General features: G+C 69.0%; 11 protein-coding genes. 7 read left to right on the forward strand and 4 right to left on the reverse strand.

Annotated elements, in window-relative coordinates; all coding sequences use genetic code 11:
• Window positions 1–203 precede the first annotated feature (203 nt).
• From ACH4SP_RS36450 to ACH4SP_RS36460, 3 genes are all read left to right on the forward strand, one after another.
• Window positions 204–3,512 (forward strand): RHS repeat-associated core domain-containing protein, encoded by a 3,309-nt coding sequence (locus ACH4SP_RS36450; protein WP_398421638.1) that lies wholly within the window; start codon window positions 204–206, stop codon window positions 3,510–3,512.
• 122 nt (window positions 3,513–3,634) lie between these two features.
• A complete protein-coding gene (locus ACH4SP_RS36455) occupies window positions 3,635–4,150 on the forward strand; it encodes a hypothetical protein (RefSeq protein ID WP_398421640.1) in 516 nt (171 codons plus the stop codon).
• 1,356 nt (window positions 4,151–5,506) lie between these two features.
• Window positions 5,507–6,085, forward strand: a complete 579-nt coding sequence (locus tag ACH4SP_RS36460; protein ID WP_398421642.1) for a hypothetical protein — start codon at window positions 5,507–5,509, stop codon at window positions 6,083–6,085.
• Window positions 6,086–6,292: 207 nt separating this feature from the next.
• Here ACH4SP_RS36460 and ACH4SP_RS36465 read toward each other — a convergent pair whose 3' ends face one another.
• Window positions 6,293–6,970, reverse strand: coding sequence for a YdcF family protein (locus ACH4SP_RS36465; RefSeq protein ID WP_398421644.1), 678 nt, complete (start codon window positions 6,968–6,970; stop codon window positions 6,293–6,295).
• A gap of 22 nt (window positions 6,971–6,992) precedes the next feature.
• On the reverse strand, window positions 6,993–8,093 hold the full coding sequence (locus ACH4SP_RS36470) for a helix-turn-helix domain-containing protein (RefSeq protein ID WP_398421646.1): 1,101 nt from the start codon (window positions 8,091–8,093) through the stop codon (window positions 6,993–6,995).
• Window positions 8,094–8,254: 161 nt separating this feature from the next.
• Here ACH4SP_RS36470 and ACH4SP_RS36475 point away from each other — a divergent pair, with 161 nt between their 5' ends.
• Both ACH4SP_RS36475 and ACH4SP_RS36480 read left to right on the forward strand, forming a co-directional pair.
• Window positions 8,255–8,626 carry a hypothetical protein gene (locus ACH4SP_RS36475; RefSeq protein WP_398421648.1) on the forward strand — a complete coding sequence of 124 codons (372 nt, stop codon included), beginning with the start codon at window positions 8,255–8,257 and terminating at the stop codon, window positions 8,624–8,626.
• An 8-nt stretch (window positions 8,627–8,634) separates the two neighbouring features.
• Window positions 8,635–9,063 carry an ATP-binding protein gene (locus ACH4SP_RS36480; RefSeq protein WP_398421650.1) on the forward strand — a complete coding sequence of 143 codons (429 nt, stop codon included), beginning with the start codon at window positions 8,635–8,637 and terminating at the stop codon, window positions 9,061–9,063.
• A 64-nt stretch (window positions 9,064–9,127) separates the two neighbouring features.
• Here ACH4SP_RS36480 and ACH4SP_RS36485 read toward each other — a convergent pair whose 3' ends face one another.
• Window positions 9,128–9,874 (reverse strand): SDR family oxidoreductase, encoded by a 747-nt coding sequence (locus ACH4SP_RS36485; protein WP_398421652.1) that lies wholly within the window; start codon window positions 9,872–9,874, stop codon window positions 9,128–9,130.
• A gap of 23 nt (window positions 9,875–9,897) precedes the next feature.
• Window positions 9,898–11,031: a diaminopropionate ammonia-lyase gene (locus ACH4SP_RS36490; protein ID WP_398421653.1), complete on the reverse strand. Its 1,134-nt coding sequence runs from the start codon at window positions 11,029–11,031 to the stop codon at window positions 9,898–9,900.
• 102 nt (window positions 11,032–11,133) lie between these two features.
• On the opposite strand from ACH4SP_RS36490, the gene ACH4SP_RS36495 reads away from it, so the two are divergent.
• Both ACH4SP_RS36495 and ACH4SP_RS36500 read left to right on the forward strand, forming a co-directional pair.
• Entirely contained in the window at window positions 11,134–12,159 is a 1,026-nt protein-coding gene (locus ACH4SP_RS36495; protein WP_398421654.1) for a LysR substrate-binding domain-containing protein, read from the forward strand.
• A gap of 147 nt (window positions 12,160–12,306) precedes the next feature.
• Window positions 12,307–13,671: a hypothetical protein gene (locus ACH4SP_RS36500; RefSeq protein WP_398421656.1), complete on the forward strand. Its 1,365-nt coding sequence runs from the start codon at window positions 12,307–12,309 to the stop codon at window positions 13,669–13,671.
• Window positions 13,672–13,816 lie beyond the last annotated feature (145 nt).

The raw sequence follows: 13,816 nt of genomic DNA on the forward strand, positions 1-13,816 counted from the left end.
CAACCCTGTGCGGTTCCGTTGGGGGCGTGTGAGCGTGCGGGGGCTCGGTGGCCAGTGGGGCTGCGGGGGTTTGTCTTCCTGAGAGGAAACGAATGTCTTTGCGTGTCATGAGTGCGTCGCGTGGGCGTGCCCGGGTTCGTGTCAGACAGGCAGCCATAGCGGCTTCGGTCGCAGTGGCTCTCGTGGCGGGCGCGGTGCCGGCCATGGCGGCTCCGGCGGATCCGGGACCGGTCACGCCGCAGACAGCCTGGGGCAAGGGCGGCGGCAAGGCGGCGATGCCGCCGGTGAAGGTCGGCCGGACCCAGGCGCCGGACGCGTTACGGGAGAAGGTATCCGGCCAGGTCGCCGGGTGGCGGGCGGCCCAGAAGGCGCGGGCGCAGGAAACGGCTCCGCCGTCCTCGGCCAGGGCGGTCGCGCCGCTGGCGGCGTATGTGCCCAAGGGGCAGGGGCAGGTGCCCTGGCACCAGATCTCCGATGTGCGGGTGACGGACTCCCTGGTGGCCCGGGTCAATTACTCGACGGGCAACCTGATGCTGGCCGCGACCGATCTCCAGGTCACGGGGGTAGGGAAGTCGCTGCAGCTGAGCAGGACGTACAACTCCCTGGACGCGCCGTGGGGGAAGGTCTCGCAGCGCTGGTGGCAGGGGTACGAGCGCTACCTGCAGATCCTGGACGCCGAGAACAAGGTGGTGCTCTACGACGCCACCGGCGGTGCCGTGACGTTCACGAAGGCCGCGGACGGCTCGTACACCACCCCCAAGGGCTACCGGCTGGACTTCAAGAAGTCGGCGAACGGCGAGTACACGCTCACCGAGCGCGGTTCGGGGGCGAAGGACACCTACAGCGCTGCCGGAACGCTGGTGAAGGTGTCCGACCGCAACGGCGGCGACATCGCCGTCGAGCAGCACGACGCGGGCGCCGAGCACAAGGGCTTCAAGCTCACCGACTCCCGCTCCGGGCGCACCATCGACCTGGTCAAGACGGACGCGTCGCAGTGGCAGGCCAAGGACAACGCCGGACGCACGGTGGTCTACGACCTCAACCCGGCCGGCGATCTCGTCAAGACGACCGACCCCGAGGGCAAGGCCACCGTCTTCGGGTACGACGCGGACCGCCGCCTGACGAAGATCACCACCCCGGAGGGGCGGGTGACGGTCTTCACCTACGACGCGCAGAACCGGGTCACCTCGATGAAGCGGGCCACCGGCTTCAACGCCTCAGGGGAGACCGGCCCCACCCACACCTACACGTACACCGACGGCGAGGGGCAGGCCGGGACGACCGCCGTCGCCGACCCTGCCGGGAACACCACGAAGTACGAGCACAAGGCGGACGGTGAGATCACCAAGGTCACCGACGCGCTGGGCCGCAACCGGGAACGCACCTACGACGCGAACCTGAACCTGCAGACCGCCGCGGACGCCATGGGCGCCGGGTCCGACCCGGCCAACGTCACCGCCTACGGCTGGGACACCCGCTCCAACCCCGCCTCCCTCAAGCTGCCCACCGGGGCGACGACCTCGCTCACCGGGTACCGGACCATCGCCGGCGCGGACGTTCCGGGGAAGGTCACCTCGGCGGACGGAGTCGAGGTCAGCTACGACTACGACACGGCGGGCAACACCACCAAGGAGACCGTCGCCGGAGCCGACGGCGGCACCCGTACCTTCGCCTACAACCCCAAAGACGCCACCTGCGGCGGTTTCCAGGGGCAGCGCTGCGAGGTCAAGGACGCCAACGGCAAGGCCACGAAGTTCGCCTACGACGCCAAGGGCAACCTGTCCAAGGTCACCCCGCCGAACCCGCAGGGCGCCACCAGCTACACCTACGACAGCCTGGGCCGGGCTGAGACCGCCATTGACGGGCGCGGCGTCAAGACCGTCTACGCCTACGACAACCGCGACCGCATCACCAAGGTCTCCAGCACCAACGCGACCGTGACCTACGCCTATGACGGGGACGGCAACCTCAAGCAGCGCTCGGACGCCACCGGCCTCACGAAGTACGACTTCGACCCGCTCAACCGCGAGACCGTCCGCACCCTCCAGGACGGCTCGCAGACCGTCCTCGTCTACACGGCCGAGGGCAACGTCGAGTCCTACACCGACCCGGCCGGCACCGTGAAGTACACCTACACCAAGACCAACAACCTGGAGACCCTGACCGAACCGGACGGCAAGAAGACCGCCTACACGTACAACGCCAACGACGCCCGCACCAAGCGGACCCTGCCCAACGGAATCGTGGAAACCACCACCCTGGACAAGGCCAACCGGCCGACCCGGATCACGGCAGCCTCCGCCACCGGCGGCACCATGATCGACCTGACCTACAGCTACGCGTACGCCGCAGGCGGCGTCACCAAGGACGGCACCCAACTTCGCACCCGCACCGACGCGGTCGACGGTCTGAAGCGCACCTTCGGGTACGACTCCGCCGGACGCCTCCGTGACGCCAAGGAAACCAAGGGCACAACGCTGAACAACAGCTGGTTGTACTGCTACGACAAGGCGGGCAACCTCACCTCCCAGAACGGCAACCTCCCCGCCGCCCCCACCCTGAAGGCAGCAGCGGACACCTGCCCCGGCGGCACCACCTACACCTACGACGACGCCTCCCAGCTCACGGGAGTGAACGGCTCTACCAGCGGCTGGTCCTACGACAAGGCCGGCAACGAAACCGCCGCCGCCCCCACCCCGCAGACCGCCCGCAGCGGCGGCCAGTGGAGCGACTTCTCCCAGCTCACCTCCCTCACCCAGGGCGGCAAGGACTTCAAGGGGCGCTACGCCTCCACCGACCAGTCCGAGCGCACCCAGTTCGGCGACACCACCTACCACCACGGCCCCGTCGGCCTCTCCGCCCAGACCAAGGCCGGAGTGGACATGAACTTCACCCGGGAACCGGCCGGAGACCTCAACTCCTTCCGCACCAAGGGCGAGAGCTACTACTACCTCACCGACGGCCTCGGCACCGTCGAAGGCGTAGCGAACGCCAAGGGCGAGAAGATCAACTGGTACTACTACAGCCCCAACGGGATCACCGCCGCTACCGAGCAGGTTTCCCAGCCCTACCGGTACGCGGGCGGCTACCAGGACACCACCGGGCTCTACCACAACAAGGCCCGCTACTACGACCCCAACATCGGCCGCTTCACCCAGCCCGACCCCTCCGGCCTCGAAACCAACCCCTACCTCTACGCCGCCGGCGACCCCACCAATCTCATGGACCCGAGCGGACTTCTATTCGGCCTCAAGTTCTCCAAGGGAGCTATTCTCGGCGCGATAGTAGGCGGCCTGGTGGGAGCCGCCTTCACAGTGGCAGGGCAGCCGGCCGTCGGCGCTGCGGTCGGTGGTTGTCTCGGCGGTGGAGCCGCTAAAGCGATTGACGGAGGCACCCTCGCAGAGGTTGGCGGAGAATGTCTCGCATGGGGAGGTGCCGGCCTTCTCCTCGGAGGGGGAGGCGCCGCAGGCTTCAAGGCCGTAAAAGGCTTCGTGAACAAGCGCGGCCTGTAGCCAGTTAAGTTGATGTTGCACCGGAGGGGCAAACGCCCCTCCGGTGCAATCGAACGCAAGCGTCACGCTTCAGCTTTTCCTGGGAGAGCACCATTAACATTCTTCGACGTTTTCTGTTCGGTGTGGCAAGCAGCGCTGCACTTTTCTGCGTCATGCTGGCCTACTACTTGTTCGCGCCATGGACGCAGACCAGTTGGGGTGAAATGGATTGGGGGAAGTTGATACTATTCTCACTGGTTTTCGGAGGCATGGGGGCCCTAACGACCCATGGCCGCACCAGTTCAGAGCTGACCAAGTCGGTTAATAGGCTCATCCATCAAGACGAAGTGGTCAAGGCCCTGATTTCTGTCCGGCATATCTCGCGAGGCCGCAAGCGCAATAGGCTGCGGCCAGAAGATCACATCCTCGTTCTGACAAACCGCCGACTTATTGCTTTTGCACAACGGCGCCTCACGGGATCTCCGGGTGAGGAAGCGTGGGCCTATGATCGAAATCAGAACATCACGGTCGAACTACCGGAGGGAAAAAAACACCTCACAATTCACCTACCCGCTGAAAATTTCCAGGAATTTCACGTAGGTGCATCTTCCCGCAGCGAAGCAACCCGGTTCGTCGACGAGTGCAATTTGGGCCGTTGACGCGACGACGGAGGAGCGGGGCAACCATCGGGGGCACAGCAATCTCAGCGGCTCTCTCGGGCGATACATCCTTGATCATCGGGGGCACGGCAATCGGCGGCGCCATCACCGCTGTTGGCTCGGTGAGGGAGGGCTGTCGGACGGGCATGGCGTGATCGAACACCGCCTAGGAGCTGCAAGGGTCCTGCTGGTCACCGCTTCCGGGTTGTGGCTCGCCGTGGCGATCGGCTCGGCCGGTAACTCGTGGCTTCGCGCCGGGCTTGCTGCTGGGGGTGCGGTCTTGATGGCTGTAAGTGCGGTTCTTCCCTCCGCCCGCCTGGTCTCCCACAAGCCACCGCCACGGACCCGGCGGTGGGGACGGCCTCTCGTCATGGTGGTCGTAGCAGTCCTGGCACTCGTGGCCGTCGGCCAAGTGGTCTGGGGAGATGCACAGCAGGCCCTGATCCCCCTGGCAACAGCGCTCACCGGGCTTGCCGGGGTACTGATCAGCAGAGGTCAGGGCGGCTCCCGACCCAAGAGACCGTAGATCTTGAATCCTCCCCTCCCCGGGGAGGATTCATCGGACTGACTCTGTTCACGAATCGTGGCTCTGGCCCACTTCCTGGGCCCTGCGAACGTGAAAAGAGCCAATCGGACGGTTCACCCGACCCCGGATAGTGGGGTTGAAAGCCAACAGGGTTGGGCGCTTGCCCTCGCTCGGTGATCGAGACCTCGCGCCCAGTCCGCACACAGTCCGCAGGACACCCATTCACGACCGTCAGCACCCATCGCCAGCCACCCCCAAAAGGCCAGGTCAGCGACCTGAGGCACCCATCACCGCAGGTCACCGACCCACCCCCCTACTAGGAGACGAAGAAGGCCTGACCTTCCTCTCCCCTCCCACCGGCGCTCCGCACCCGGCGCGCCGGCCAGGGGCCCACGACGAGGCCCGGCGAGCACCCTCGCCGGGCCTCGTCGCGTTCCCGGTGCCGGGGAACGCCCCACCCGATCTCCACCGTGTCCTGTCCGTGTCTCCTCACCTCCACCGACTCTCGGCGTACGGCAGCATGCGGCGGTGCAGTTCCTGGACATGACCGCCCACCCGTGGCGAGTCGATGGCCGTGGTGAGGGCGACGCCAGCGTTAGTGCATGCCTGATCGAGGGTTCCCTGTTACAGCTGCGTGCTGGCCAGCCAGTAGGCGTGGAAGGCTCGTCCTCGCTGCTGGTCGGCGTTCTCGCGGCGTATGCCCTCAGCGATAAGGGATTCGACGCGGGCTACTCCGCGTCCCAAAAACCTCGAACAGGCTCCAAAGCCCCACGCCTGGCGGTACGTTCACCATCCCCCCACAGCCACCGCAGCACCATCGAAGGGGAACCGTGAGTCAGCCGCCACCGCCCGGTCCGCACCACTATCAGCAGCAGCCATACCCCGGGCAGCAGTACGCCCCGTACCCGCCGCCGCCCCCGAAGAAGGGCATGTCGACCGGTGCCGTTGTCGCGCTCGTCCTAGGAGGCCTGTTCCTTCTGCTCCTGCTCATCATTGTGATCGTCGCTGCCGCCTTCAGTGGCGGCGGAGACACCAGCGGCAAGCCCAAGAGCCCGCCCGTTTCCGTGTCGAACGCACCAGACGCGAAACCCGCCGACAAGGCTCCAGTTGCGAAGGCGCCGGTTGCCAAGTCGCAGGCTGAACAGTTCAAGGCGTTCGTGGCGACGTCAGGCACCAGCGCCGAGAAGACCGCAGCCAAGCATGTGACACGTGTGCAGGGAGCAAACAAGAAGAACGACATCATGGACGTCGCGGAGATCCACACCGACTACACGGGCGGGCTCCTCGGCCCACACGGCGGGGACGGCAAGCTTCTCGCTACCGCGTTCGCCGAGTGGAAGTCCTCCAAGAACGGCCTGGTGTCCGTTTACGACGCCAAGGGCGAACTCCTCGCCAACGGCAACTACTGAACGCAAGGAATTGGTGCACCCGATCGAGGGACTGCATCACCTCCTTCACCAGCCCCGTTGCCGTCTCGGAACTCAACGGCCTCCGGTTCGAGCTCACCAACGTAGAGGCCCCCACAGTGCGCACGCTGCTTGGCACCGTCTGACCGGACGGCCAAGATGCAGGGCCGAATTTCCCATGCTGGGATCCTGCGGCCCGGCATACGCGGGTCACGAGGTGATGAGTCGGCCGGTGAAGCCTGCCGTGAGAAGGGACTCGTAGGCGGCATGCACGTCCTTCGGGACGTCCTGCTCGATCGCGAATCCGAGCTTGGGGTACTCGATCAGCCGCTGGAGGTCGCCGACGAGCATGTCCAGGACGAGTTTCTCGTCGCCGATGCTCTTGACGTAGTCGTCGAACTCCATGGGCTCTGAGGCGCAGAGCACTTCGACCTCGGGCCAGAGCTTGCGGGCGGTGGCGTAGGAGCGGCGCTCCATGTACGGCTTGGAGACCAGGAGGACGGTGGCGGGGTTGATCCCGGCGTCGGCCAGGACCTGGCGGGAGAGGGTGACGTTCTGGCCAGTGTTGGCGGCGTTCGGTTCCAGCAGGATGGCGGAGTCGGGGACTCCTAGGGCCAGGGCGTGTTCGCGGTAGTGGACGGCTTCGCCGCGCGGGAAGCGGGTGGCTGTGGTGGGGCTGTTGCCGCCGGTGAAGACCATGGTGGGGAAGAGGCCGGCACGGTAGAGGTCGGCGGTAACGGCGGCCACGCCCAGGTCGTGGCTGCCGAGCCCGATGGCGGCGTCAACGGGGCGCGGGGTGTGGTGCATCTGATGGTGGTTCCAGATCAACTGAGCAGCCTTCCACTGCTGTTCGGTGATGACCCGCTGGTTGTCCGTCGTACCCGTCACTGGCGTCTCTCCCTGGTCAGCGTCACCGAAGCCGGGCGGTCCCGCGCACGGCCTGTGTGCGTGTGATGTTCTCGATGCTGCGGCGCTGGTGACTGAGGCCGTATTCGGCGGCCACCTTCGCGGCTTTGTCGAGGACTCGCAGTCCATCTTCCAGGGTGGCGGCGTCGGACAGCAGGATGTGCCCGTGGGCGGTGTCGAGGCGTACGCGTTGCATGGGTGAGTCGGTTGTTCCGGTGGTGCGGGCGATGTCGATGAAGTGCAGGGCCGCGGTGAGGTCGCCGGTGCCCCGGTGGGCGAGGGCGAGTTTCTGGTGGGCCACCGACCAGTCGTCGGGCTCCGTGAGGTCTTCGAACTCGCGGGTGGCGGCGAGCATGACGCGCGAGGCGTAGTCATGGTTGCCGTCCTTGCTCAGGGCGGTGCCCACCCACAGCCTGGCGCGGGCCCGGTCGCGGCGGGAGAGCCGGTCGTCGACGGCCAGGGTCTCGTAATGGCGGGCGGCAGTGTCCAGTTGGCCGGACATCTCGGCGACGACGGCGAGGGAGAGGTCGAGCTGGGCGACCCGGCGCGGGATGTCGAGCCGGGAGAAGACCGAGCGGGCCCCGGCGTACGAGCGCTGCGCCGAAAGGGGTCCGAGTACCGCGCCCTGATCGCGCTGGAGATCTCCCTGCAGGGCTGTGGACCGGGCGTGGAGGTACAGGCCCTTGTCATCCAGATCCGCGGGCTCGAAGCGGGAGAGCCAGCGGCGGAGCAGGTCGTCGGCGAAGGCGAAGTTCTGCCGGGAGAGCGCGACGACCGTGCGGTCGAGATCGTCGGTCCACGTCTCGTACTCCCACGCACGAGGGCCAGCGACGGTCACCCTGCGGGCTCCTCCGGGGCCGGGGTGCCCCGCCTCGGACAGGTACGTCTCGAACCGCAGGTGGACGCTCGCGTCGGCACGGGCGAGGGCGGTGTCGAGGATGGCCTGGGTGTCCGGTCTCGGCTCGGTGGAAGAGCGGAGCTTCTCCCACTTGGAGACCGTACGTACACCGACGCCGAGGTGCTCGGCGAAGGCGCGCACGCTCATGCGCAGGGCAAACCGCAAGGCCCTGGCCTCCAGGCCGGTCCAGTGGTGCACGGTCGCCACGCAGCGCTCCCTTCCGACCCTTCCGTTCGCCATGGAAGCACGCGCTCCCGGCGCCGGGGACTGAAGTGCCACGGAAGTGCAACACACGTTCATTTCCAGGCCGTTGGGGCGCCGCGACGCTCGAAGAGCATCACTCCCGAGCCTTTTGGACGGCTGTCAGAATGGAACCCCTCACCGAACACCGCCCGGTCAACGGTCCCGTCGTCTACGGGTACCTGCGACTGGACCGCGCCTCCGACGGACGGCAGCAGGCCCTGTCCACAGCGCTGGCCCAGTACTGCCTCCGGCACGAACTCCAGCTCTCCGGAGTTTTCATCGACCGCGCCGACCGGACCGGCCGCGCTGCGGCCTTCACCGGGCTGCTCGACGTCCTCGCCCTGCCCGACTCGTACGGAGTCGTGATCCCCGCGCCCTCGCACCTCGGTCCGAGGGCGGTAGCCGCCGCGCATCGGAAACGGATCGAGAAGACCGGCTCACGGCTCCTGCTCGTCCGAGGGGCCCACCGGTCTCCCGTCCTCGGCCACCGAAAGTGAGGACCACCATGCCCGACACAGCACAGAAGTACTTCGATGCCAAGCCCGAATCGGTGCGCCAGGCCCGCGAGTTCGCCACCGACACGCTCACCTCCTGGGGCCTCGTCGGCCCGCTGGAGGACGTGCGGCTCTGCGTCTCAGAGCTTGCCTCCAACGCACTGGTCCACGGAACCCGCCTCGACCACGGCTTCCTCGTACGCCTCTCCACCGACGAGGACGACGAGGACTTCGTACGCCTGGAAGTCCACGACAGCCGCAACCCCGACGACCAGGCCCACCGCCCCACGGTCTGCCACGCCTCCTCCACGGACACCGCCGGCCGCGGGCTGCACATCGTCGAACTGCTCGCCGACTGCTGGGGCGTGGAAGAACGCGAACCGTACGGCAAGGTCGTCTGGTCCCGCTTCAAGGCAGTACCGGAGATCCGGTCCGTCTGATTCTGGACGCCCCGAAAGAGGAAGCCCCGGCGGTCTCCTGTGGCAAGGGTTTCCGCGGTGACGGCTACGAGTCCTGGGCCGTCGCCGCCAGGACGATTTCCCTGAGGCACACGCGCTGCGGTGCCTGGTAGGCGTACCGGATCGCGGCCGCGACGTCCTCCGGGGTCAGGGCGTCCGTGGACTCCTTGTACGCCTGGTAGTCGGCCTTGATGGCCTCGTCCGTGGTGTGGGAGAGCAGTTCGGTCTCGACGACGCCCGGGGCAATGGTGGTGACGCGGACGCCGTGCCCGGCGACCTCGGCCCGGAGGTTCTCGGACATGGCGTGGACGGCGAACTTGGTGCCGACGTAGACAGTGTGGTTCGGATAGCCCTTCCGGCCCGCTACGGAGCCGACGTTGACGATGGTGCCGCGGCCTCGGCCGATCATGCCGGGGAGTACGGCCCGTACCCCGTTGAGCAGGCCGCGCACATTGACGTCGAGCATCCGGTCCCACTCCGCCGCCGGTTGATCGGCGACCTCGCCGAGCAGCATCACGCCCGCGTTGTTCACGATGGCGTCGGCGGGACCGTACACGGCCTCCGCCTCCTTCACGGCGGCGGTGAGCGCGGCCGCGTCGGTGACGTCCACTGCACGGGTGAGGGTCGAGGGCAGGCCGAGGGCGTCCAGTCGGTCGACGCGGCGGGCCAGCAGGAGCAGCGGGTGGCCGAGTTCGGCGAAGGCGCGGGCGGTGGCCGCACCGATGCCGGAGCTGGCGCCGGTGATGACGATCAGGGGCTTGCGGGAAGGGGAGGAGGACGAGGACGAGGTCATGGTGTGTTCCAACGTTCTTGGTGCTAGAGGGGGTTCGTGGTGTGGGGGTTGGCTTCGGCGCCCTCGGTGTTGAGCAGCACGACCGTGTGAGTGCTCTGTTCCGCCAGGGCCGCGCGGCGTTCGGGGGCGGAGGTCAGGGCTGCTCGGGCGCCGGCCAGTGCGGCCGCTCCGCAGGGGCCCGAGGAGACCCCCAGCGCCGCCAGGTCGCGGGCGGCTCGGGCGCTTTCGGGGTCCGTGACGGCCACCGCGGCGTCGAGTCCGTCACGGAGCAGGGGCCAGGCGGCACTTGAGGGCGTGCCGCAGTTGAGTCCGGCCATGGTGGTGGTGCTGGTGGACACGCTGGCCGGGCGGCCCGCTTCGAGGGATGCCAGGACGCAGGCGGCCGCGACCGGCTCGACGCTCAGCAGCGACGGCGGCGGGGCGTCCCGCGGGGCTCGGTAGTGGCTCACCGCCGCCTGCGCGAGCGAGCCGACACCGACCGGGACGGCGACCAGCCCGGCGGGCTCGGCGCCCAGCGCGTGCAGCTGCGCGTCGATCTCGTCGAACAGCGTGGCGTAGCCCTCGACGATCCAGCCCGGGATCCGCGTGTGGCCGGGCAGCGCGGTGTCCTGTACGAGGACGGCGTCCGGTTCGCGTGCGGCGGCCTCGGCGGCCCGGCGTACGGCGTCGTCGTACGAGCCGCCGGTCCGGGTGACCCGTGCGCCCTCGCTCTCGATCGCGGCGACCGCCGCCGGGTGCACCGCGCCGGGGACGAAGACGTGGGCGGGCAGGCCGAGGAGCCGGGCGGTACGGGCCACCGCGCGGCCGTGGTTACCGTCGGTGGCGGTGACGAGCCGCGCCCCGGCCCTGTCCCCCAGTTGCTGCCCGGCCCTGTCCCCCGACTGCTCCCCCGACCGCTCCCCCGACCCTTCCTTCAGTGCCCGGTGGATCGCCCAGGAGGCGCCCAGGATCTTGAACGCGGGCAGGCCGAGCCGGGACGACTCGTCCTTGACGAACACCCTTCGAACCCCCAACTCACGTGCGAGTGAAGGCATTTCGCGCAGTGGGGTCGGCGCGTAACCGGGCAGAGCGGCATGGAAGGCAGCGGCCCCGTGCGGGGCCGGCGGACAGGTCCAGGAGCGGGCGGCCGGATGTGCGTACCAGTGAGCGGTGGGCATGACGATCACCCTGCCGTGCCATCATCTCAACGGTCCAGCACATCTTTTCGAGCGATACCCGTCGGGAATCCCGATGAGTGGAGGAAGAGGAAGGGATTCGGCATGCTCGATCTCCATCGGCTGCGGCTGCTGCGCGAGCTCAAGCACCGCGGCACTCTCGCCGCGGTCGCGGCCGCCCTCTCGTACAGCCCCTCCTCGGTCTCGCAGCAGCTCTCCGTGCTGGAGTCCGAGGTCGGCGTGGCACTCCTCGAACCGGTGGGGCGGCGTGTGCGGCTGACCGAGCAGGCCGAGATCCTCGTCGCGCACACGGAAGTCCTGCTGGAGCGGCTGGAGCGGGCCGAGGCCGACATCGCCGCCTCGGTGACCGCCGTCACGGGCACGCTGCGGGTCGCCGCCTTCCAGACGGCCGCGCTGACGCTCGTCCCGTCGGCGCTCACCCTGCTGCGCGATGACCATCCGGAGCTCCGCGTCCACGTCACGCAGGCAGAACCGGAGGGAGCCCTTCCCGCCCTGCTCGCGCGGGATGTGGACCTGGTCGTGGCCGAGGAGTACCCGGGGCACGCGGTCCCCCGCTCCACCGGGATCGACTCGGCGGACCTGTGCGCCGACGAGATACGGCTCGCTCTCCCGCCGAACAGCGCCGACGCCGTACGACTCACCCTCCCGCCGAACAGCGCCGACGCCGTACGGCTCGCCCTCCCTGCGGACAAAGCCGCCGCCGCCCACACCCCGGAAGCCGCGCGCGCCGCCGCCCCCGCTCACCCCCCGGAAGCCGCGCTGCGCGCGCTGTCGGGCCACCCCTGGGCCATGGAGCCTGCGGGTACCGCCTCCCGGCAGTGGGCGACGGCCCTGTGCCGGGAGGCCGGCTTCGAGCCCGAAGTGCGGTTCGAATCACCTGACTTGCTCGTCCAGCTGCGCCTCGTGGAGCAGGGCCACGCGGTGGCGCTCCTGCCGGACCTCCTGTGGGGCGGGAGCACGCCGAGCGTTCCCCTGCTGCGCCTGCCGGACCGCGCCGGCACCCGGCGGCTCTTCACGGCCGTACGGCACGGCAGCGGGGGCCACCCGGCGGTCCGAGCGTGCCGCGCGGCGCTGGTACGCGCCATGGAGCGCACCCGCTGCCTGCCGTGATGACCTGTTGCCCCCCTTCCGGGCTGTTCGTCGCCCTTCCACCCCCAATTCCCCACTTGTGCCCGCACAGTGACGTATTCGTGAAGGCCGACGCTTAAAGGGTGTGGCCGGAAGGACGGCCACCTCGCATCCAGGAGGTCCATCCCCTTGCGCACCCACACCCGCGTACGCGTTCGCAGCGCCGTGTTCGCAGCCGTACTCGGTTCGCTGTCCCTGTTCGGTACGGGGGCCACGCCCGCCGTGGCCGACAGCAGCACGCCACTGCCCATCGGCTCGTACCGCGACATGGCCGTCGACGGCGCCCACCAGCGCGTCTTCCTCACCGATCCGTTCGGCGGCACCGTCCTGGTGACCGACTACACGGGCCAGGTCGTCAAGCGGATCGGCAACGAGGCCGGGGCCTGGGGCGTCGCCCTCTCGCCCGACTCGGCCACGCTGTACGTGGCGCTCCGCGACGCCGGGGCGATCTCCGTGATCGACACCGCCACCCTGGAGGAGCGGGCCCGGTACGACACCGGCACCGGTTCCGGCGCGTACGCCGGTCCGACCTCGCTGGCGCTGGCGGGCGGAAAGCTCTGGTTCGGGTACAGCCTCGACACCTGGCGGGGCGCACTGGGCTCCGTCGACCTCTCCGCCGCCGACCCGGTCGTCACCCGCGGAGAGGGCCTCGACACCTTCCGCGGCTCGCCCCATCTGGCCGCCGCGCCCCGCGATCCGGACACGCTGGTCGCCGCCGAGTCCGACGGCAACAGCGCCACGCTGGCGGTGTACGACGTGAGTTCCGGCCGTACCTCGGAGCAGGCACGGCGTACGGCCCCGGGACCCGACGGCTGCGCGAGCCTCCAGGACCTCGCGCTGACGCCCGACGGTTCCCGCGTGGTCGTCGCGTGCGCCAGCCCGTACTACCACCAGGCGTTCCGTACCAGCGACCTGTCGGACGACGGCCGCTACACCACCGACAGCTACCCCAACTCCGTCGCCGTCGCCCCGGACGGCACGATCGCCGCGGGTTCTTCCTCGCTCGACAAGGACGTCTGGGTCTACCGGCCGGGCGGAAACACGCCGTTGAAGTCCCTGGACACGGGCACGGAGCAGACCGCGACCGGCGGGCTCGCCTGGGCCCCCGACCGCAGCCGCCTCTTCTCGGTGACCGGTGACTACAACTTCGGTCCGCTCTCCCTGAAGGTGGTGGACGATCCGGCCGTGCGGCAGAGCACGCTCGGGCTCCAGGGCCCCGCGAGCGCGCGGAAGGGGAGCCAGGTCACCCTCACCGGTTCCCTCGCCCCTGCGGACGGACTCGCCGCGGGGACCACCGTCTCCGTGAAGCGGTACGACGCCGCCGCCCCGGACGGCGTGCTCCTCGCCCCCGTACCGGTGGGCGCCGACGGCACGTTCTCCTTCACCGACCGGCCGGGCACGGTCGGCACGGTGCGGTACGCGGCCGAGTTCGCGGGCGACGGCTGGCTGACCCCGGCCACGGGCGAGACCAGCTTCCCGGTCACCCGCCGCTAGCAGCGGCACGGTGAGGCCCGCGGCCCCGACCCGCTCACCCGGCAGGGTCGGGGCCCGTTCCGTGCGGGACCCGCTTGGATGGCTTCCGGCGTGACCCGTAGGTTGGGGCAGCCGAATACGGTCGAATGCGGGTACGAGTACGACA

Source organism: Streptomyces sp. NPDC021093 (assembly GCF_044333135.1).
Classification (GTDB): domain Bacteria; phylum Actinomycetota; class Actinomycetes; order Streptomycetales; family Streptomycetaceae; genus Streptomyces.